Genomic DNA, 20,001 nt, shown 5'->3' with positions numbered 1-20,001 from the left:
GGTGCCGGATCACGACCCCGTGACGCACGTGCCCCCGCCGTCGGCGGTGGGTAGGGCGGAGGCAGGGAGGGCGGCGACGGGCCGCCCCGGACGACCAGGAGGACTCGCCATGACCGCCGCAGCCCAGATGCTGGAGACCCACCCGCAGGACCAGGGGGGCATCGACCGGGAGGCGCTCGTCGCCTGCATCGAGGCGTGCGTGGAGTGCGCGCAGGCCTGCACCGCCTGCGCGGACGCCTGCCTGGCCGAGGACATGGTCGCCGACCTGCGGACCTGCATCCGGACCAACCTGGACTGCGCCGACGTCTGCGAGGCCACCGGGCGGGTGCTGTCCCGGCGCACCGGGCACGACGCGGACGTGGTCCGCGCGGTCCTCGAGGCGTGCGCGGCCGCCTGCAAGGCCTGCGGGGACGAGTGCGGTGGCCACGCCGACATGCACGAGCACTGCCGGGTGTGCGCCGAGTCCTGCCGCCGCTGCGAGCAGGCCTGCCGCCAGCTGCTCAGTTCGCTGGGCTGAGCCGCCCGGCACGCCGCCGACCGGGGGTGGTCAGGAGCGGGCGATCCACTCGTGCCCGCAGCTGCGGCACAGCATGGTCGCCCACCAGCTGTCGTCCTCGGTCGGCTGCGTGGCGTCCACCAGGTCGCGGGACGAGCAGCCGGGGCACCGCAGCAGGGCGGCGAGCGCGCCACCCGGCCGGCTCCCGGGCCGCCGCGCACGGTCGGTGGTGGCCGGCGCCGCCGGCGCGATCGACAGCGTCATCGCCGGCTCACGCGTCGGCCAGCGGCGCGCCGGCCGCCACCAGCTGGACGTCGACGGAGGTCGGCGGCGCGACCTCCCGGACGGCAGCCGTCCGGGCGTGGCCGCGCTGCTCCCGGTGCGCGTACAGCTCGGGGCGGCCGGGCAGCGGGTGGCCACCCCGGCAGCACAGGGTGCCGACCTCCCCCACCAGGACCGGCCGCGGGCGGCCGGGCACGTCGAACCGGCCGGCGCGCTCGATGAGCCGGGTGTCGCACTCCGGGCAGTGGAGGTTGTGCAGGGACTGGATCCAGACGGAGACCATGCGGACACCCTGGGTGATGAACCGCGCGGGCGACAGGCCAGGAGCTGCGAGTCAGCGAACCGTCACAGGATCGTAAGAGATACCGAGGCCCATCCCGTCGGCGCTCAGGCCGCCCGGTCCCCCGCGGCGCCGCGCTCCGCCCCGGCGACCCGTTCCAGCGCCGACCAGTCCCCGATCTTGCTGCGCGGGATGACGCTGAGGGTGCCGTCGGTCTCCAGCACCACGGCGGCGATGTCGGCGAGGTCGCCGGAGCCGGCGGCGCGCACCGCCTGCCGCACCTCGTCCAGCGTCGTCCGCTGTTCCCGCAGGGCCTCCGGCAGCGGCCGGCCCTCGCTGAACAGCAGGGTGGGCCGTGCGGTCACGACGCTGCGCACGCCCCCCCAGTGCACCGACACCCAGGCCACGAGCATCTGCAGCCCCGCCAGCAGGGCCAGCGCCACCGCGCCGTCGGCCCACGAGACGTCGGAGCTGAGCAGGATGGTGGCCAGGGTCGAGCCGAGCGCCACCGTGACGACCAGGTCGTAGGCGTTCAGCTTGGCCAGCGTCCGCTTGCCGGAGGTCCGGAGCACGACGACGACGGTGACGTAGGCCGCCGCCCCCACCGCCAGGATCCTGCCCAGGTCCGCCCATGAGTCGAACCACATGACGCTCTCTCCTCGTCGCGCTCGCCCGCTCGGCCCGCTCCCCTCCCGATGCGGGGTTCGCAGGAACGCATCTGCTGCGTCCGGCTGATCCCGCTGCCCCTAGCCAGCCCCCGCCGGCCGGAAACACGTGGGCCGCCGCGGCAATGTGACGGGTCCGTGACGGTCTGCCCGCAGACCTGTCGGCTGCGCCTCCCGGCTGCCACTCTCGGGTCCCGGCGACGCGGGTCGGGTGGTCACCACCGCCGCCCTCCGCCCCAGCGACCCGACCGATGCCGACCCCGGAGGACGACGTGACCGCCCAGCGCGCACCGCACCCGCTCCCCGGCCCCTCGCTCACCGAGGTGGTCGACGGCCACACCGGCCGGGTCCGGGTCAGCGGGCACCTCACCCCCCAGGGCGCCGACCTGCTGCGGGGCACCGTGGAGGGCCTCCGCCGGCTCGGGCACTCCACCGTGGTCCTGGACCTGGCCGACGTGCAGGCCGCCGACGCCGTCGGTCTGCACGTCCTCTCGGACCTGCGCACCACCATGCGGGCCTCCGGCGACGAGCTGCTCGTCCGGAACGCGCCGCGGGAGACCGCCGTCGGGTGACGCCGGGGCGGGTCAGCCGACCTCGGCCGGCCAGCTCCCGGCCAGCGCCTGGCGGACCTGCTGCCGCCACGCCCGGGTCTCGGACTCCGCCACGGCGGTGGACTCCAGCGCCCGCTCGGCCACCGCGTCGACGTAGCGGCAGACCAGGTCGTCGACGGAACGCCCCTGGGCGCGCCAGGCGAACTCCCGCAGCAGCCCCGCCAGCCGGCGGAGCACCGTGGGCTGCCCCTCGGCGAACTGCAGTGGCTCCTCGACGGCCAGCTGCAGGAGCGCGGGCAGCTCCCAGGGCGGCACCACGAGCCGGACCCGCTGTTCCTCGTCCCGGCAGACCCGGGGCTCGTCGGGGCGCTCGGCGAACCGGCCGAGCAGCGAGGAGGCGTGCGAGAGGGCGTGCACCGCCGTGGTCGGGTCGTTCGTGCCCGGGGACAGCGCCCGGACGCAGATGTCGACCACCTTGCGCAGCCCGTAGGCGAGGTCCCGGTCGGGCGTGCGCTCGTAGTAGAGCTGGAAGCTGCGGTCCAGCGCCTCCTCCAACCTCGCGGTGTCCGGGCTGCCACCGGGCGCGAGCGACCAGGCGTGGGCCACCGGCGTCCCCTCGACGACGGAGTCACCGATCCGCACGGCCAGCTCGACGACCACGCCGGCCTCGCGGGCCGCGGCGACCGCTGCCCGCTCGTCGACCACGGTCAGGAAGCCGCTGGACCGGGCCACCAGCGGCACCGGTGGCCCTGCGCTGCGGTGGTCCGCCGCGTCGCGCGCCGCACCGTCGGGCTCGTCGAGCTCCCGGGCGAGGGTCTGGGTGGCCTCGTCGTGCACGTCGCGCAGCATCGTCTCCACCCGCAGCAGCCGGGAGAGGTGACCCAAAAACAGGACCAGCGCCAGCACGCTGCCCAGCGTCAGCAGGTAGGCCACCGTGATGGACAACCGCGGCACGAACGCGTCGTCGTCCTCCGTGGCGCTCTCGGTGCGGACCGTCCGCAGCACCGTGAGGGCGTAGGTGAAGGTCAGCACCAGCTGGGCCAGGGTGAGCTGCACCGTGCGGTCGGTGGAGAAGGTCTGCAGCAGCCGCGGCGTGAACTGGCTGCTGCTCAGCTGCAGGGCGACGACGGTGAGCGAGAAGGTCACGCCGGTCACCGAGATCAGCGAACCGGCGATCGCGGCCAGCAGGTCCCGCGCGGCGGATGCCCCGCCTCCGAAGGCGAAGGTCAGCGGGTGCTCCCGGGTCGCCCAGTGCTGGTCCAGCTCGGGGAGCGTGGTGCCCAGGACGATGGCCAGCAGGATGCCCAGCGCCGGGATCGGCCAGAGGGCGCCGCGGACCCGGCCGACCAGCACGCTCAGCGGGCCGCCCCGGTGGGAGTCGGAAGTGGGCATGCCGGGAGTGTCCCGCACCCCGTCCCCCGAGGGCGGGAGGGCACGGGGGCGGTCAGTGCCCGGGGTGCTCGGCCGGGTCCTCCAGCTGCATGACCCGCCACAGACCGGTGCGGTGCAGCAGGTCCTCGGTGCGCCGGTTCACCCCGCGCAGGACGACGGCGCCACCGCGGGCCCGGCAGGTGCGGTGCGCCCACAGGAAGCTGGCCACCGCGGTGCTGGACAGCTGCCGGACGTCGGTGAGGTCCACGACCAGCCGGCGCGCCCCGGACAGCAGCGCGTCGCGCAGCAGCCACCGCAGGTCCGCGAGCCCGTCGGCCAGCAGGTCGTCGGACAGCCGCACGACCACCTGCCCGTCCCGACCGGGACGCACGGGGACGGCGTCCGTTCCCGTCGGTGGACGGTGGACGGCGGTGACGGTCATCGGCAGTGCTCCCCGCGGCTCTGCGTGGTCGGGTGGTCACCTCCGAGCATCGGTGCCGCACCTTGCGATCGACCCCCCGTTGGTTTGCGATCCTGTGACGGCTGCCCGACCGGCGCCGGGCGCGCGCCGGGGCGATGGCAGCATGGGCCGCGTGTCGCCGCGTCTGCTGCTGGTCGAGGACGACGACCACATCCGCATGCCCCTGCGCTGGGCCCTCGAGGACGAGGGCTACGAGGTCGCCGAGGCGGCCAGCGGCGAGGACGCCTGCCGGCAGGTGGCCATCGCCGCGCCCGACCTGATGATCGTCGACCTGATGCTCGGTGCGATGGACGGCTACGCCGTCATCCGCGAGGTCCGCCGCGCCAACGACCTGCCGATCGTGGTGGTCAGCGCCCGGGCCGACACCCACGACATCGTGGCCGCGCTCGAGGCCGGCGCCGACGACTACGTGACCAAGCCGTTCCAGGTCAAGGAGATCACCGCGCGGCTGCGCGCCCTGCGTCGCCGGATCAGCGCCAGCGCGGGGGTGGACGAGCGACCGCAGGAGCTGGTCCTGGACAACCACCCCGAGACACCGCTGGTGCTCCGGCCGGACCGGGGCACGGTGCACCGCGGCACCGAGCAGCTGCACCTGACGCTGACCGAGTTCCGGCTGCTGTGCGAGCTGGCCGCCTCCCCCGGCCGGGTGCTCAGCCGGCAGGCCCTGCTGGAGCGGGTCTGGGAGCACGGGTTCTTCGGCGACGAACGACTCGTGGACGTGCACGTGCGCCGGCTGCGGACCAAGGTCGAGCGGGACCCGGGTGCGCCGACCCTGGTGGTGACCGTGCGGGGGCTGGGGTACCGGCTGGACCCGCAGTGAGGCTGGCGCTCGCGCCGAGACGGCTGCGGGCGCGGATCGTGCTCGCCTTCGCCGTCGGTGCGCTGCTGGTCTCCGCCGTCCTGGTGGCCACCACGTTCGCGCTGGCCCGCAGCTACCTGCTGGACCAGCGGGAGAGCGCCGCCACCCGGCAGGCGTTCACCGACGCCAACGTGCTGGCCAGCCGGCTGTCCACGGCGGGCAGCGAGGTCGGCGACGAGCTCGACGACCTCGTGCCCTCCGGCGGCGCCGACGTCGTGGTGCGCAGCGACGGCGCCTGGTACTCCTCGCGCCTGGACGTCGGCGCCCGCGACGTCCCGGGCGCGTTGCAGGAGCTGGTGGCCGCCGGCTCGCCCGGCACCGCCCGGGTCGACACCCCGACCGGCCCGCACCTGGTGATCGGCATCCCGGTCGCCGCGGCGGGCATCGAGTTCTACGAGGTCGCCCCGCTGGTCGAGCTGCAGACCGCACTGCGCACGCTGGCCGCGGTGCTGGGCGCCGGCGCGGCGACCGCCACGCTGGCCGGGGCGCTGTTCGGGGCCTGGGCGAGCCGGCGCGTCGTCCAGCCGCTGGAGCAGGTGGCCGGGGCGGCGACCCGGATCGCCGGGGGTGAGCTGGACATCCGGCTGCCGCCCACCGAGGACCCCGACCTGCTGGCCATCGTCGCCAGCTTCAACAGCATGGTCGACGCGCTGGCCTCCCGGATCGAGCGGGACACCCGGTTCGTCGGCGACGTCAGCCACGAGCTGCGCAGCCCGCTGACCAGCCTGGTCACCAGCGTCGAGGTGCTGGGCGCCCGCCGGGAGGAGCTCTCGGAGCGCGGCCAGCAGGCGCTGACGCTGATCCAGGGCGAGCTCGGCCGGTTCCGCCGGATGCTCGACGACCTGCTGGAGCTGGCCCGGGTGGACGGGGACCCGGTGACGGCGCGGGACGAGCCCGTCTCGCTGGGCGCCCTCGTCCGCGAGGTGCTGGCGCACCGCGGCGGACCGGAGGTCGTGCTCTCCGCCGACCCGGACGAGGAGACGGTCGTACAGGGTGACAAGAACCGGTTGGAGCGGGCCGTGACCAACCTGCTGGACAACGCCGACCGGCACGCCGGCGGGGCGGCGGCGGTGCTGGTGGAACGCCGGGAGGGCTCGGTGGTCGTCATCGTCGACGACGCCGGTCCCGGGGTGCCGCTCGTCGAGCGGGAGCGGGTGTTCGAGCGGTTCGCCCGCGGCCCGCGGGCCGCCCGCGGGTCGCTGCCCGGCGCGGGCCTGGGCCTGGCGATCGTGGAGGAGACCGCGACCGGGCACGGCGGGGGCGCCTGGTGCTCGGAGAGCCCCTTCGGCGGCGCGCGCTTCACCCTCTCCCTCCCCGGCGCCTCGCAGTGAACCGGGTGCACGCGACGTGCTGCGCGCTGCTGCTGGCCGGCGCGCTGGGCGGCTGCGGGGTCCCGACCGGCGGCGCCCCCGAGCCGATCCCCACCTCGCAGGTCCCCTACGACCTGGCCTCCCCCAGCCCGACCGCCACCGGCGCCCCCTCGGCCGACGCGCGCCTGGACGAGCCGCGCGTCTACCTGGTGGCCGAGGACGGCGCACTGGTCCCCCGCGGCCGGTCGCTGGAGGCCGGCCCGCTGGAGGACCGGCTCGACCAGCTGCTCGACGACCTGGCGACCGGCCCGACCACCGGCGAGCTGACCGACCGGCTGTCCACCGCGCTGCGGCCGGAGACGTCGCTCGCGGTCGACGAGCTGTCCGACGGGAGGGTGACCATCGACCTGGGCGGGGACGCCGAGGCGCCGGCGGGGCAGGAGAGCCGCCGGGCGGTGGCCCAGATCGTGCTGACCGCGACCAGCCTCCCGGAGGTCGAGACGGTGCTGCTGACCCGGGCCGGGCAGCCGGTCGAGGCCCCGCTGCCCTCGGGTGAGCTGACCTCCCGGCCCCTGTCGGCCACCGACTACGAGCTGCTGCTCACCCCGACGGCCAGCCCCACCACCTGACCGGGCGGCGGGTCAGCGCCGCAGCGCGCGGCCCAGCCGTCGGACGGCGAGCCCGCCGACGCCGGCGGCGACCGCCCACGGGCCGGCCACCAGCACCGGGTCCAGCAGCTGGTGGCGCCGGTCGGACCGGCCGGACCGCGAGCGCAGCCCGCCGTGCGAGAGCTCGGTGCGCACCCCGGTCGCCGGCACGTCGGGACGGGGCGAGGCGAAGGACGCCAGGTGCGCACCCCAGGCGTCGACCCGGTCCCCGGCCACGAGCAGCAGCCAGTGCGCCAGCCGGGCCTCGCTGAACCGCTCGTAGGCCAGCCGGCGGATCGCCCCGGACGGCCCGTGCAGCGGCTGGGCGGTGCCGAACACCGGCGTCACGAACGCGTGCTCGATCGAGCGCTCCCGCCCCGCGGACCCCGGCTGCCGGTCCGGGAAGTCCCAGTGGGCGCCGGTGTCGGCGGGGTACTGCAGCTTGGGGGACGACGGCCGGTCGGCGGGGTCGAGGTCGACGCCCCAGCCGGGGATGCGGGCGCGCAGCTCCTCCCGGCTCGGCGGCGGGGTCCGCTTGTCGCGGACGTAGGCGGTGGGGACGTCGGGCTCGGTCATGGTGGTCGCTCCCTCAGTGGGCGCCGGGCACGACGAGCGGCTTGATGCAGCCGTCGAGCTTGGCGGAGAAGACGTGGTAGGCCTCGGCGACGTCGTCCAGCGGGAACCGGTGGGTGACCATCTGCCGCGGGGTCAGGTGACCGTTGCGCACGTGCTCGAACATCCGGGGCCACTGCCGCTTCACCGGGGTCTGGTTCATCCGCAGGGTCAGGCCCTTGTTCATCGCGTCGCCGAACTTGACCGCGTTCGGGATCGGGCCGTAGGCGCCCACCACCGCGATCGTGCCGCCCTTGCGTGCCGCGTCGATCGCCCAGTTCAGCGCCGTCGCCGACCCGCCCTGGAGCTTGAGCTTCGGCCCGGTGATCTGCTGGAGGGCGTTGCCGTCGGCCTCGGCACCGACCGCGTCGATGACGACGTCGGCGCCGAGGAAGTCGGTCTGCTGCTTCAGCTCGACCACGACGTCGTCCAGCTGGTCGTAGTCGAGGGTCTCGGCGTGGGCCATCTCCCGGGCCTTGGCCAGCCGCTCGGTGAGGTGGTCGACGACGATCACCCGGCCGGCGCCCATCAGCCAGGACGACTGGGCGGCGATCAGGCCCACCGGCCCGGCACCCAGGACCACCACGGTGTCGCCCTCGACGATCTCGCCCAGCTGCGCCCCGAAGTACCCGGTGGCGGCGGCGTCGGTGAGCAGCACGGCGTCCTCGTCGTGCATCCAGTCGGGGATCTTCACCGGCCCGACGTCGGCGAAGGGCACCCGCACGTACTCGGCCTGCCCGCCGTCGTAACCGCCCGTGGTGTGCGAGTAGCCGTAGATGCCACCGACCGCGGTGGCGTTCGGGTTCACGTTGTGGCAGTTGGAGTACAGACCGCGGGCGCAGAACCAGCACGAGCCGCAGAAGACGTTGAACGGCACCATCACCCGGTCGCCGACCTGCAGGTGCTGCACCGACGGGCCCACCTCGTCGACGACGCCGATGAACTCGTGGCCGAAAGTGTGGCCGACCCGGGTGTCCGGCATCAGCCCGTGGTAGAGGTGCAGGTCCGAACCGCAGATCGCGGCCAGCGTCACCCGGACGATCGCGTCGTTCGGGTGCTCGATCCGGGGCCGGTCCTTCTCCTCGACCCTGATCTTGTACGGGCCTCGGTACGTCATCGCGCGCATGGTGCCTCCTGGGCAGCTCGTCGGCCGGGGGGTGCCCCGTGCGCGGCGTCGGCAACCGCCGGTGTGTGAGGGTGGCGGCCATGCACCTGCTGCTGGAGTACACGCTGGCCGAGGACTACCTGGAGCGCCGGACGGCGCTGCGCTCGGACCACCTGGAGCTGGCCCGGGCCGCCCACGAGCGCGGCGAGCTGCTGCTGGCCGGCGCCCTGCCGGACCCCTTCGACCGCGCACTGCTGGTCTGGACCGCGCCGCGGGAGGTCGTCGAGCGGTTCGTCGAGGCCGACCCCTACGTCGTCCACGGCCTGGTGACCGGGTGGACGATCCGGCCGTGGAACGTCGTCGTGGGGGACGCTCCGGCGACCTGACCTCGCGCCCGTCCCGGCGGAGGTGAGGTCAGGGCAGGCGGACGGTGGTGGTCACCCGGACCACCGAGGGCTCCGGCGGCACCGAGCCGAACCCGAAGGTGACCGGGGGACGCACCGGGGCGAGGTCGCCCAGCGGCTCGCCGTCCCAGCCGGCCTCGACGGCGGCCAGCCGGTGCAGGTCCTGGACGCCGTAGTGCTCGGTGCGCCCGTTGCCGGCCGAGCCGGTGGTGCGCAGCCCGGTGAGCAGCCGCGCCGGCGGGTCGAGCAACCCGACCCAGGCCGGCGTGCGGGCCAGCGGGGCCGGCACGGCGCGGAGCAGGAGACCGAGCGCGGGACGGCGGCCGACCCGGGCGGTCAGCCGCAGCGGCCCGGCGTGCAGTGACCAGGTCCGCTCGTCCGGCCGGGCGACCTCGACGCCGGTCAGCCGTACCTCGTCGAAGGTGTAGGTCGAGCCGACGAACTCGGCGACCTCCTCGCTCGGGGCGAGCAGCACCCGGTGGCCGTCGGGCCGCTGCACCATCACGTCGGAGAAGGCGCCCAGCGGCGAGGACGGCCAGTGCCCGAGCACCACCCGGGTGCCGGAGGTGGTGCCGGTGCCCAGGATCCAGCCGTCGAAGCGCAGCCGCGTCGTCACCGGTCCCCAGTAGCCCGGACGGCGCCCGGCCAACCCGCGCGCCGGGCCCGCGGGCCACCGACCCGGCACGTTCACGGTGGGCTCACAGAACGGTCATGGGGACGCCGACCGGCGGCTGCCTCGCCGCGACACGGTCAGCCGGCCCGCTCCACCGCCCGACCCAGGAGAGCCCCCGTGCGCCGACCGTCCCGCCGTGTCGCCCTGACCCTCACCGCTGCCGGTCTGCTGACCGCCGTCGCCGTCCCGGCGTTCGCCGGCGGCTCCCCCACCGTGCCCCAGGGCAACGGCAGCCAGCAGGCCGAGCTGGTCGGCCGCTCGGTCCTGCCCTCGGCCACCTTCGGCGAGCAGGTCTCCTCCGGCGCGCTGGCGAGCCCCGCCAACGGGGTCACCCCGCCGTTCCCCGCCCAGCCGATCCAGGGCTTCTCCGGCCTGCTGCGGGACGGCGACGACTGGCTGGTGCTGGAGGACAACGGCTACGGCACCAAGGCCAACAGCGCCGACTTCCTGCTGCGCGTCATCCGGGTGCACATCGACACCACCACCCAGCAGACGACGGTGCTCGACGGCGGCTTCAGCCTCTCCGACCCCGACGGCAAGCTCCCCTTCCCGCTGACCCGCAGCGACCGCCGGCTCACCGGCGCCGACCTGGACCCGGAGTCCTTCCAGCGGATGCCCGACGGCACGTTCTGGATCGGTGAGGAGTTCGGCCCCAGCGTGGTGCACGTCGACGCGCAGGGCCGGGTGCTGTCCGCGCCGGTCCAGCCCGAGGGCGTCCGCGCCCCCGAGGCGTGGGACCTGGGCGGTGCCGCTCCGACGCTGGGGTCGAGCAAGGGCTTCGAGGGCATGGCGCTGGGCGTCGACGGCCACACTCTCTACCCGATGCTCGAGGGCGCCGTCGCCGGCGACGACCCGGCCACCCGCCGCATCTACTCCTTCGACACCCGCCGCGGCGTCTACACCGGCCTCAAGGCCAAGGTGCGCTTCGAGGTGCCGGGCAACGCCCTCGGCGACATGGTCGCGCTGGACCAGAACCGCTTCCTCGTCCTGGAGCGGGACAACGGCCAGGGCCCGACGGCGCAGCTCAAGGCCGTCTACCTCGTCGACACCCGGGACATCGACCGGGACGGCTACGCCGACAAGCGGCTGCTATCCAACCTGATGGCCATCCCGGACCCGCAGGGCGTCGGTGGCGCGAAGGGCGGCTACTTCACCTTCCCGTTCGTCACGATCGAGCAGATCGCCGTGCTGGACGACCACCACATCATCGTCGGCAACGACAACAACTACCCGGGCTCGGCCGGGCGCACCGCCGGGGTGCCCGACGACAACGAGCACGTCGTCATCCAGCTCGACGAGGACCTGCAGGTCGACCCGGCCCTGGCGTCGATCAACGCCCGCGGCGGCCGCGCCCGCTGACCCCCCGCCGTCCGGTCCCGGGTGCCCCCGGGACCGGACTGCGCCGGCTCACCCCGCCGGCAGCACCTTGCCCGGGTTCATCAGCCCGGCGGGGTCGAGCAGGGCCTTCACCCCGCGCATCAGCTCCAGCTCCAGGGGGTCCTCGTAGTCGGCGAGCAGGTCCCGCTTGGCCTGGCCGATGCCGTGCTCCGCGCTGATGCTGCCGGCGAAGGCGGCCGTCGAGTCGTAGACGACCCGGGCCAGCTCGTCGGCCCGGGCCCGGAACGCGGCGTCCGCCGAGCCCACCGGCTTGCTCAGGTTGTAGTGCAGGTTGCCGTCGCCGACGTGCCCGTAGGCCACGACCCGGATGCCGGGCAGCGCCGCGGCCAGCGCCCGGTCGGTCCGCTCGACGAACTCCGGGATGCGGCTGACCGGCACCGTCACGTCGTGCTTGAGGCTGGGCCCCTCGGCGTTCTGCGCCTCCGATATCCCCTCCCGCAGTGCCCAGAGTGAAGCGACCTGGGCCGAGCCGGACCCGATCACCGCGTCGCGGGCGAGGTCGCGGTCGAACGCCTCCCCCAGCGCGGTCTCCAGCACCTCGGCCAGCCCGGCGCCGGGCAGCGTGTCGCTCAGCTCGACCAGGGCGTACCAGGGGTGCGGTGCGGGAAACGGGTCGCGGACCCCGGCCGCGTGCGCGAGCACGAACGCCACGCTCTGCCGGCTCATCACCTCGAACCCGGTGAGCCGGTCGCCGGCCAGCGCGCGCACCACCTCGATCAGCTCGACCGCCGCCGCGGGCCCGGGCAGCGCCACCCAGGCGGTGGCCCGGCTGCGGACGGCGGGGAACAGCTTCAGCACCGCCGCGGTGATCACCCCGAGCGTGCCCTCCGCGCCGACGAACAGGTGCTTGAGGTCGTAGCCGGTGTTGTCCTTGCGCAGGCCGCGCAGCCCGTGCCACACCCGGCCGTCCGGGAGCACCACCTCCAGGCCCAGCACCAGGTCGCGCATGGTGCCGTAGCGCAGCACCGCGGTGCCGCCGGCGTTGGTGGCCAGGGTGCCGCCGATCGTGGCGCTGCCCTCCGAGCCCAGCGACAGCGGGAACAGCCGGCCGGCGGCGGCCGCGGCCTCCTGCACCGACTGCAGCACCGCGCCGGCCTCCACGGTGATCGTCTGGTTGGCCGGGTCGAGCTCACGTACCCGGCGCATCCGGCCCAGCGACAGCACGACCTGCCGGCCCGAGGCGTCGGGCACCGCCCCGCCGCACAGGCCGGTGTTGCCGCCCTGCGGGACGACGGCGACCCCGGCGTCCCGGCACAGCCGCAGCACCGCGGCGACCTCCGCGGTGCTGCCCGGCCGCACCACCGCGGCCGCCGCGCCGGACCAGGCACCCCGCCAGTCGGTGAGGTAGCTCCCGATCTGGTCGGGGTCGGTGACCAGCCCGGCCGGCCCCAGGGCCGCGCGCAGTGCGGGGAGGAGGGTGTCGGTGGCGGTCATGCGGGGTCTCCTCCGGGGGTCAGCTGCAGCACCGCGCGGGCGGAGGCCACGGTCGCGGCGAGCCGGTCGGCGTCCCAGCCGCGGACGGTGCCGGCGGCGGGGGCCAGCTCGTCCAGTTGCGGCGCCCAGCCGGCCATCCGCCCCGGGAAGCTGGCCGCCAGCACGTCGACCATCGTCGCGGCGGCGGTCGAGGCACCCGGCGAGGCACCGAGCAGCGCGGCCAGCGAGCCGCCGGCCGACGTCAGCAGCTCGGTGCCGAAGCCGACCATGCTGCCCCGGCCGTCGGCGGTCTTGAGCACCTGCACCCGCTGGCCGGCGGTGACCAGCTCCCAGTCCTCGGCGCGCACCGAGGGCACGAACTCCGCCAGCGCCGCGATCTTGTCCTCACCTGTCTGCCGCAGCTGGCGCACCAGGTAGGCCATCAGGGCGCGGTTGTCCCGGGCCGCGGCCAGCAGGGTCGGCAGGTTGCCCGGCCGCACCGAGCGCACCAGGTCGGTGAGCCGGCCCTGGGTGAGGAACCGCGGGGAGAAGGCGGCGAACGGGCCGAAGAGCAGGTGCTCCCGGCCGTCGACGACCCGGCGGTCCAGGTGCGGCACCGAGATCGGCGGCGCGCCGGGCGCCGCGTGGCCGTAGAGCTTGGCGCCGTGCGCAGCCACCAGCTCCGGGCGGTCGGTGCGCAGGAACTGGCCGCTGATCGGGAAGACGCCGTGGCTGCGCACCTCCGGCACCCGGGCCGACTGCAGCAGCGGCAGGGTGCCGCCCCCGGCGCCGACGAAGACGTAGGGCGTCCGCAGCCGCCGGCGTGCGCCGGTGCGGCGGTCCCGGACGTCGAGGTGCCAGCGGTCGCCGTGCCGGCGCAGCGCGCGCACCTCCTGGCCGAACCGCACGTCCGCGCCGCGGCCGGCCAGCACGTCCAGCAGCCGCCGGGTGAGCACGCCGAAGTCCACGTCGGTGCCCTGCGCCGAGCGGGTGGCCGCCACCGGCTCACCGGCCGGCCGCTGGTCGAACACCAGCGGCAGCCACCGGGCGAGCACCGCGGGGTCGTCGGAGAACTCCTGACCGGCGAAGAGCGGGTGGTCGGCCAGGGCCGCCCAGCGGGCACGCAGGTAGGCCACCCCGTCGGCGCCCCGGCCGAAGCCCATGTGCGGCACCGAGCGGATGAAGTCCCCGGGCGCACCGAGCAGGCCACGCTCGGTCAGCTGGGCCCACAGGTGCAGCGAGGTGAGGAACTGCTCGCCGATCTCCACCGCGCTGGTCGGGTCGACCGTGCCGTCGGGCCGGCGCGGGGTGTAGTTGAACTCGCAGAGCCCGGCGTGCCCGGTGCCGGCGTTGTTCCACGCGCTGGAGCTCTCCAGCCCCGCGGCGTCCAGCCGCTCGACGACGGTGATCGTCCAGCTCGGCTCCAGCTCGCTGAGCAGCACCCCCAGGGTCGCGCTTATCACCCCGCCGCCCACCAGGACGACGTCCCGCTCCTCCGTGCCCGTCACCGCAGCTCCCTTCCTCAAGTCGCCCTCCTCATGCCGTCCTCCCGTCATCCGAGGACCACCGCCACCCCCACCAGCACCGGGACCGACAGCACCGTGGTCAGCAGGACGGCGTCCCGGGCCAGTGCGGTGCCGCGGTCGTAGGCGGTGGCGTAGACGAACACGTTCTGCGCGGTCGGCAGCGCGGAGGTGAGGGTGACCGCGAGCAGCGGCACCCCGGACAGGTCGACCGCCCACCGGCCGACCAGGTAGGCCACCGTCGGCTGCACGAGCGTCTTGAGTCCCACCGCCAGCCACACCTGACCGCGGCCGTCGCCGGAGGCGGGCCGCGGCGCACCGCGCAGCCCGGAGCCGAAGGCGAGCAGCGCGGCCGGGACGGCGAGGGCGGCGAGCAGCTCGACCGGTCGCAGCACCAGCGTGGGCAGCCGCAGCCCGGTCTCGGCCAGCAGCAGCCCGAGCACGCAGCCCAGCACCACCGGGGTGCGCACCGGCTGGGTGACCACCCGCCACCGGGACGGCGCGGCCTCGTCCGGGCCGCGGGAGCCGGCCAGCACCGACAGCCCGACCGGGGCCATCACCAGCACCTGGAACAGCAGGACGGGGGCGACGTAGGAGGCGTCGCCCAGCACGTACACCGCGATCGGGATGCCGAGGTTGCCGGCGTTGACGTAGCCCGATGCCAGCGCACCGGTGGCCAGCTGCGCCGGGGCCAGCCGCCACCACCAGCGGGCCAGCCCGGCGTAGAGCAGCCCGGCGACCAGCGCGCTGCCGCCGGTGGCGACCAGGGCCGCGGTCAGCAGGGTGGCCGGGTCGGCGTCGGCCAGGGTGAGCAGCAGCAGCGCCGGGGTGGCGACGTAGTAGGACAGCCGGGAGAGCACCCCGGTGGCGCCCTCGCCCAGCACCCCGGTGCGCGCGGTGACCCAGCCGACGGCGATGACCGCGGCGAGGGCGGCGAACCCGCCCAGCACCGCGGTCACGCCGGCGGCCGGCGCACCGGTGCGGTCCTCACCCGATCGCGTCCTGCACGGCCCCGGCCAGCTGCGCCACCGCCGTGTCCGGCGCCTGGGGCAGGAAGAGGCTGGGCTCGGTGAGCTCCAGCTCGAGCAGCACCGGGTCGCCGGCGGCGTCGGCCACCAGGTCGATCCGGGCGTACAGCGGCGGCTCGGCGCCCGGCACCAGGTCGGGGACGGCGTCGAACACCGCCTGCGCCACCGCCCGCTGCGCCGGCGTCGGGTCGACCGCGCGCAGGTCGCCGCGGCTGTCCCGGTCCTGGCGCACGCCCTCCCCGCGCTGCAGCAGCGGCCCCTTGCGCACGGCGTGGGAGAACCGCCCGCCGAGGAAGAGCATCGCGGTCTCCCCGGCGTCGTCCACGCTGGGCAGGTAGGGCTGCACCATCGCCGTCCGGCCGGCGGCGGTCAGCTCGGCGACGTGCCCGAGCGCCGCGGCCGGATCGCTCCACCGGGCGGTGTCCCGGGAGCCGGCGGAGACCGTCGGCTTCACCACCCACTCCCCCGCGTCCGGCAGCTGGGCGGCCTCGGTGGGGTCCCAGACGGTGGGGACGACGGGCAGCCCGGCGGCGGCGACGTCGCGCAGGTGCCGCTTGTCGGTGTTCCAGGCGAGCACGGGTGCGGGGTTGCGCAGTCGCGGGACAGCCGCCGCCCAGGCCAGGAACTCCGCCCGCCGCCAGGCGTAGTCCCAGCACGAGCGGACGACGGCGAGGTCGTACCCGGCCCAGTCGACGTCCGGGTCGTCCCACCGGACCAGGTCGACGGCCAGCCCCGCCGACCGCAGCGCGGGGGCTGCGATCGGCAGGTCCGGGTCGACGCGCAGCCCCCGCTCGCTGCTGACCAGCGCGACCCGCGCGCTCACGCGGGCAGCTGCAGCACGCCGTCCACCCGGCGCGGGATGCCGGTGAAGTCCTCGGTCAGCTCGGCCGGCAGCACCTCCGCCGGCGCGCCCTGCCAGGTGACCGGGCGCAGGAACCGGCGGATGGCCGAGGTGCCCACCGAGGTGTGCTGGGAGTTGGTCGACGGCCACGGGCCACCGTGGTGCTGGGCCCAGGACACCGCGACCCCGGTCGGGTAGGCGTCGTAGACGATCCGGCCGGCCCGGGTGCGCAGCTCCTGGGAGACCGCCAGCGGCAGCTGGGTCTCCCCCGCGCCCCGCAGCACCGTGGCGGTGAGCGAGGACGGCATCTTCCCGAGCGCGTCGAAGAGCTCCGGCTCGCCGGCGTAGCGGACCACCACGGTGACCGGGCCGAAGACCTCCTCGGTGACCTGCTCGGGCAGCGCGTCGGCCGAGGTGGTCAGCAGCAGCGGCGTCGCGGCGAAGCCGGCGCCCTCCGCCTCGGTGCCGCGGGCGACCGGGGTGACCCCGGGGGCCTCGGCGATCGCGGCCGACAGCTTCCCGAACGACGCCGCGATCCCCTCGTTGAGCAGCACCTGCGGGCTGCTGCCGCGCACGGCCTCGGCCATCGCGTCGACGACCTGGTCGCCCTCGGCGCCGGCGGGCACCAGCACCAGCCCGGGCTTGGTGCAGAACTGCCCGGCGCCCAGGGTGAAGGAGCCGACCAGCTCACCGCCCAGCTGGGTGCCGCGCTCGGCCGCGGCCTGCGGGGTGACCACGACCGGGTTGAGGCTGCTCAGCTCGCCGAAGAACGGGATCGGGTCGGGCCGCTGCTCGATGATCTGCAGCAGCGCGCGGCCGCCGTTGACCGAGCCGGTGAAGCCGACGGCGCGGATCGCCGGGTGGGCGACCAGGTCGGCACCGGCCTGCAGGCCGTGGACCAGGCCGAGGGTGCCCTCCGGTGCGCCGGCCGCCCGGGCCGCCTCGACGAAGACCTCGAACACCAGCTGGGAGGTCGCCGGGTGCGAGCCGTGCGCCTTGACCACCACGGGGCAGCCGGCGGCCAGCGCGGAGGCGGTGTCGCCGCCGGGCACGGAGAACGCCAGCGGGAAGTTGCTCGCCCCGAAGACCGCGATCGGACCGATCGGCAGCAGCATCCGGCGCAGGTCCGGGCGCGGGCCCATCGGGCTGTCGCCGGCGTGGTCGATGGTCGCCTCGAGGTAGCTGCCCTCGTCGAGCACCTCGGCGAACAGCCGCAGCTGGTAGGCGGTGCGGGTCAGCTCGCCGTTCAGCCGGGTGGTGCCCAGGGCGGTCTCCCGGTCGGCGACGGCGACGACGTCCTCCCGCCGGGCCTCCAGTGCGTCGGCGAGGGCGCGCAGCAGGGCGGCGCGGCCGTCCCGGCCCAGCTCCTCCAGCGCGGGCGCCGCGGCCAGCGCCGCCTCGCAGAGCCGGGCCACCTCCGCCGAGCTGGTCTCCTGGGCGACCACCTCGGCTGCCTGCCCGGTGCGCGGGTCGATGCTCATGACGTCGGTCATGGTTGCTCCTGTCGGGTGGGGTGGACGGGTCAGCGGGGCGCGTCGACGTGGACGCGGTCCACGGTCCAGGCGCGGGCCTGCTCGGTCAGGGTGACGCCGAGGCCGGGGCGGTCGGACAGGTGCATCCGGCCGTCCCGGGTCTCCAGCCGCTCGTTGAACAGCGGGTGCAGCCAGTCGAAGTGCTCCACCCACGGCTCGTGCGGGTAGGCCGCGGCCAGGTGCACGTGGATCTCCATGGCGAAGTGCGGGGCGATCTGCAGGTTGGCGTCGTCGGCCAGCGCGGCCAGCTTGAGGAACTGGGTGATGCCGCCGATCCGCGGGGCGTCCGGCTGCAGGATGTCGACCGAGCCGGCCCGGATCAGCTCCCGGTGCTCGGCGACGCTGGTGAGCATCTCACCGGTGGCGATCGCGGTGTCCAGCGACCGGGCCAGCTGGGCGTGCCCCTCGGCGTCGTAGGCGTCCAGCGGCTCCTCGATCCAGACCAGGTCGAACTCCTCCAGCCGGCGGCTGACCCGCATGGCCGTGGGCCGGTCCCACTGCTGGTTGGCGTCGACCATGAACGGCACGCCGTCCCCGAGGTGCTCGCGGACGGCGCGCACCCGGCGCAGGTCCTCGGCCGAGTCGGGCAGCCCGACCTTGATCTTGATGCCACCGACGCCGCTCTCCAGGGTGCGGGTGGCGTTGTCCTTGACCTGCTCGATCGTCTCGTGCAGGAAGCCGCCGGAGGTGTTGTAGCAGCGGACCGAGTCGCGGTGCGCGCCCAGCAGCTTGGCCAGCGGCAGCCCGGCGCGCTTGGCCTTGAGGTCCCACAGCGCGACGTCGATGGCGGCGATCGCCTGCGTCGAGGCGCCGCTGCGGCCCACCGAGGCCCCGGCCCAGACGAGCTTGGTCCACAGCCGGGCGATGTCGTTCGGGTCCTCGCCGATCAGGTCGGGGGCGACCTCCCCGGCGTGGGCGAACTGGGCCGGGCCACCGGCCCGCTTGGAGTAGCTGAAGCCGACGCCCTCGAAGCCGCCCTCGGTGCGGATCTCGGCGAACAGGAAGGCGACCTCGGTCATCGCCCGCTGCCGGCCGGTGAAGACCTTGGCGTCGCTGATCGGGTTGGGCAGCGGCAGCGTGACCGAGGAGAGCGTGACCGAGGAGATCCGGTCGAGCACGGCCGGTGCGACGGAGGTGGGGGCAGGGGCGGTCGTCGTCATGGGGTGCTCCAGCGCAGAGAGGAGGGTCAGCGGACCAGGCAGGGGCGCTTGGGGTCGAAGCGCCAGTCGGGCACCAGGTACTGCATGGCGACCGCGTCGTCCCGGGCACCGAGGCCGTGCTCCCGGTACAGCTCGTGCGCCGCGGCCAGCGCGTCCCGGTCCAGCTCGACGCCGAGCCCGGGGGCGGTCGGCACGGCGATCTGCCCGTCCCGGATCTGCAGCGGCGACCGGGTGAGCGCCTGGCCGTCCTGCCAGATCCAGTGGGTGTCCAGCGCGGTGATCTCCCCCGGTGCGGCGGCGCCGACGTGGGTGAACATCGCCAGGGAGACGTCGAAGTGGTTGTTCGAGTGCGAGCCCCAGGTCAGGCCGAAGTCCGCGCACAGCTGGGCCACCCGCACCGAGCCGCGCATGGTCCAGAAGTGCGGGTCGGCCAGCGGGATGTCCACGGCGTGCGAGCGCACCGCGTGGGCCATCTGCCGCCAGTCGGTGGCGATCATGTTCGTGGCCGTCGGCAGCCCCGTGGTCTGCCGGAACTCCGCCATGACCTCCCGCCCGGAGAAGCCGCCCTCGGCGCCCACCGGGTCCTCGGCGTAGGCGAGCACGCCGTGCAGGTCGCCGAGCAGCCGGACGGCGTCGGCCAGCAGCCACCCGCCGTTGGGGTCCAGCGTGACCCGGGCGTCGGGGAACCGCTCCGCCAGCGCCCGGACGGCGGCGACCTCCTGCTCCCCGGGGAGCACCCCGCCCTTGAGCTTGAAGTCGGCGAAGCCGTAGCGGGCCTGCGCCGCCTCGGCCAGGGCGACGACCGCCTCGGGGGTGAGGGCGGGCTCCCGGCGCAGCCGCTCCCAGTCGTCGGCCGGGTCGGCCTCGGCGGCGTAGGGCAGGTCGGTGGCGGCCCGGTCCCCGACGTAGAAGAGGTAGCCGAGCATCGGGACGGCGTCCCGCTGCTGCCCGTCGCCGAGCAGCTCGGCGACGGGCACGCCCAGGTGCTGGCCGAGCAGGTCCAGCAGGGCGGACTCCAGCCCGGTCACCGCGTGGATCGTGGTGCGCAGGTCGAAGGTCTGCAGCCCGCGGCCACCGGCGTCCCGGTCGGCGAAGGTGTCGGCGACCGAGCGCAGCAGCCGGCCGAACATCCCCACCGGCTGCCCCACGAGCAGCGGAGCGGCGTCGGCCACCGTGCGGCGGATGTCCTCGCCGCCGGGCACCTCGCCGACGCCCTCACGGCCCTCGCTGTCGGTGACGATCACGATGTTGCGGGTGAAGAACGGCCCGTGGGCGCCGCTGAGGTTCAGCAGCATGCTGTCCCGCCCGGCGACGGGCACCACCTCGACGCGGCTGACGGTCGGCGGGTTTCCGCTCATCGTGGTCCTCTC

22 protein-coding genes are annotated in these 20,001 nt (G+C 75.3%); 7 read left to right on the top strand and 15 right to left on the bottom strand.

Annotation, left to right across the window (positions count from 1 at the left end):
* The first annotated feature begins 109 nt into the window (after positions 1–109).
* Positions 110–517 carry a four-helix bundle copper-binding protein gene (locus tag FB380_RS16535; protein WP_166756463.1) on the top strand — a complete coding sequence of 136 codons (408 nt, stop codon included), beginning with the start codon at positions 110–112 and terminating at the stop codon, positions 515–517.
* Positions 518–547: 30 nt separating this feature from the next.
* On the opposite strand, the gene FB380_RS16530 is transcribed toward FB380_RS16535, so the two are convergent.
* The 3 genes from FB380_RS16530 to FB380_RS16520 all read right to left on the bottom strand — a co-directional run bounded on the left by FB380_RS16530 (position 548) and on the right by FB380_RS16520 (position 1,705).
* The gene (locus tag FB380_RS16530; RefSeq protein WP_166756462.1) at positions 548–760 is read right to left on the bottom strand and encodes a hypothetical protein; all 213 of its coding nucleotides are present in this window, start codon (positions 758–760) and stop codon (positions 548–550) included.
* Between the two features lie 7 nt (positions 761–767).
* A complete protein-coding gene (locus FB380_RS16525; protein WP_166756461.1) occupies positions 768–1,061 on the bottom strand; it encodes a hypothetical protein in 294 nt (97 codons plus the stop codon).
* A 104-nt stretch (positions 1,062–1,165) separates the two neighbouring features.
* Positions 1,166–1,705 (bottom strand): DUF421 domain-containing protein, encoded by a 540-nt coding sequence (locus FB380_RS16520; RefSeq protein WP_166756460.1) that lies wholly within the window; start codon positions 1,703–1,705, stop codon positions 1,166–1,168.
* 269 nt (positions 1,706–1,974) lie between these two features.
* Here FB380_RS16520 and FB380_RS16515 point away from each other — a divergent pair, with 269 nt between their 5' ends.
* On the top strand, positions 1,975–2,295 hold the full coding sequence (locus FB380_RS16515; protein WP_166756459.1) for an STAS domain-containing protein: 321 nt from the start codon (positions 1,975–1,977) through the stop codon (positions 2,293–2,295).
* A gap of 12 nt (positions 2,296–2,307) precedes the next feature.
* Here the strand turns inward: FB380_RS16515 and FB380_RS16510 are convergent, their stop codons facing one another.
* Both FB380_RS16510 and FB380_RS16505 read right to left on the bottom strand, forming a co-directional pair.
* On the bottom strand, positions 2,308–3,666 hold the full coding sequence (locus FB380_RS16510; protein ID WP_166756458.1) for a DUF2254 domain-containing protein: 1,359 nt from the start codon (positions 3,664–3,666) through the stop codon (positions 2,308–2,310).
* Positions 3,667–3,718: 52 nt separating this feature from the next.
* Complete coding sequence (locus tag FB380_RS16505) at positions 3,719–4,087, bottom strand: STAS domain-containing protein (RefSeq protein ID WP_166756457.1); 369 nt, start codon at positions 4,085–4,087, stop codon at positions 3,719–3,721.
* Between the two features lie 142 nt (positions 4,088–4,229).
* Here FB380_RS16505 and FB380_RS16500 point away from each other — a divergent pair, with 142 nt between their 5' ends.
* From FB380_RS16500 to FB380_RS24840, 3 genes are read left to right on the top strand one after another with little or no spacing between them, the layout of a single operon-like run.
* Positions 4,230–4,946, top strand: a complete 717-nt coding sequence (locus FB380_RS16500; RefSeq protein ID WP_166756456.1) for a response regulator transcription factor — start codon at positions 4,230–4,232, stop codon at positions 4,944–4,946.
* A complete protein-coding gene (locus FB380_RS16495) occupies positions 4,943–6,316 on the top strand; it encodes a sensor histidine kinase (protein ID WP_166756455.1) in 1,374 nt (457 codons plus the stop codon). Before FB380_RS16500 ends, FB380_RS16495 begins: the two co-directional genes overlap by 4 nt.
* A gap of 5 nt (positions 6,317–6,321) precedes the next feature.
* Positions 6,322–6,924: a GerMN domain-containing protein gene (locus FB380_RS24840; protein WP_166756454.1), complete on the top strand. Its 603-nt coding sequence runs from the start codon at positions 6,322–6,324 to the stop codon at positions 6,922–6,924.
* Between the two features lie 12 nt (positions 6,925–6,936).
* Here FB380_RS24840 and FB380_RS16485 read toward each other — a convergent pair whose 3' ends face one another.
* Together FB380_RS16485 and FB380_RS16480 are read right to left on the bottom strand one after the other, a co-directional pair.
* Entirely contained in the window at positions 6,937–7,518 is a 582-nt protein-coding gene (locus FB380_RS16485; RefSeq protein WP_166756453.1) for a hypothetical protein, read from the bottom strand.
* 13 nt (positions 7,519–7,531) lie between these two features.
* A complete protein-coding gene (locus FB380_RS16480; protein WP_229681928.1) occupies positions 7,532–8,671 on the bottom strand; it encodes a zinc-dependent alcohol dehydrogenase in 1,140 nt (379 codons plus the stop codon).
* 89 nt (positions 8,672–8,760) lie between these two features.
* On the opposite strand from FB380_RS16480, the gene FB380_RS16475 reads away from it, so the two are divergent.
* On the top strand, positions 8,761–9,045 hold the full coding sequence (locus FB380_RS16475) for a YciI-like protein (protein WP_166756451.1): 285 nt from the start codon (positions 8,761–8,763) through the stop codon (positions 9,043–9,045).
* A gap of 28 nt (positions 9,046–9,073) precedes the next feature.
* Here the strand turns inward: FB380_RS16475 and FB380_RS16470 are convergent, their stop codons facing one another.
* Positions 9,074–9,679 (bottom strand): hypothetical protein, encoded by a 606-nt coding sequence (locus FB380_RS16470; RefSeq protein ID WP_166756450.1) that lies wholly within the window; start codon positions 9,677–9,679, stop codon positions 9,074–9,076.
* A 174-nt stretch (positions 9,680–9,853) separates the two neighbouring features.
* On the opposite strand from FB380_RS16470, the gene FB380_RS16465 reads away from it, so the two are divergent.
* Complete coding sequence (locus tag FB380_RS16465; RefSeq protein WP_166756449.1) at positions 9,854–11,095, top strand: esterase-like activity of phytase family protein; 1,242 nt, start codon at positions 9,854–9,856, stop codon at positions 11,093–11,095.
* A gap of 48 nt (positions 11,096–11,143) precedes the next feature.
* Here FB380_RS16465 and FB380_RS16460 read toward each other — a convergent pair whose 3' ends face one another.
* From FB380_RS16460 to FB380_RS16430, 7 genes are read right to left on the bottom strand one after another with little or no spacing between them, the layout of a single operon-like run.
* A complete protein-coding gene (locus FB380_RS16460) occupies positions 11,144–12,568 on the bottom strand; it encodes an FAD-binding oxidoreductase (RefSeq protein ID WP_166756448.1) in 1,425 nt (474 codons plus the stop codon).
* A complete protein-coding gene (gene mqo / locus FB380_RS16455) occupies positions 12,565–14,055 on the bottom strand; it encodes a malate dehydrogenase (quinone) (protein WP_229681927.1) in 1,491 nt (496 codons plus the stop codon). Before mqo ends, FB380_RS16460 begins: the two co-directional genes overlap by 4 nt.
* Positions 14,056–14,099: 44 nt before the next feature.
* Entirely contained in the window at positions 14,100–15,029 is a 930-nt protein-coding gene (locus FB380_RS16450) for an AEC family transporter (protein ID WP_166756446.1), read from the bottom strand.
* A 28-nt stretch (positions 15,030–15,057) separates the two neighbouring features.
* Positions 15,058–15,921 carry an ATP-grasp domain-containing protein gene (locus FB380_RS16445; RefSeq protein ID WP_166756445.1) on the bottom strand — a complete coding sequence of 288 codons (864 nt, stop codon included), beginning with the start codon at positions 15,919–15,921 and terminating at the stop codon, positions 15,058–15,060.
* Positions 15,918–17,432, bottom strand: coding sequence for an aldehyde dehydrogenase (NADP(+)) (locus tag FB380_RS16440; RefSeq protein WP_166756444.1), 1,515 nt, complete (start codon positions 17,430–17,432; stop codon positions 15,918–15,920). Before FB380_RS16440 ends, FB380_RS16445 begins: the two co-directional genes overlap by 4 nt.
* A 29-nt stretch (positions 17,433–17,461) precedes the next feature.
* Positions 17,462–18,631, bottom strand: coding sequence for an L-talarate/galactarate dehydratase (locus FB380_RS16435; RefSeq protein ID WP_166756443.1), 1,170 nt, complete (start codon positions 18,629–18,631; stop codon positions 17,462–17,464).
* 26 nt (positions 18,632–18,657) lie between these two features.
* On the bottom strand, positions 18,658–19,989 hold the full coding sequence (locus FB380_RS16430) for an enolase C-terminal domain-like protein (RefSeq protein ID WP_166756442.1): 1,332 nt from the start codon (positions 19,987–19,989) through the stop codon (positions 18,658–18,660).
* Between the last annotated feature and the right edge of the window lie 12 nt (positions 19,990–20,001).

Source organism: Modestobacter marinus, assembly GCF_011758655.1.
Lineage (GTDB): Bacteria > Actinomycetota > Actinomycetes > Mycobacteriales > Geodermatophilaceae > Modestobacter > Modestobacter marinus.
The sequence above is the reverse complement of the archived record's forward strand: the minus strand, read 5'-3'. Positions and strand labels throughout refer to the sequence as shown.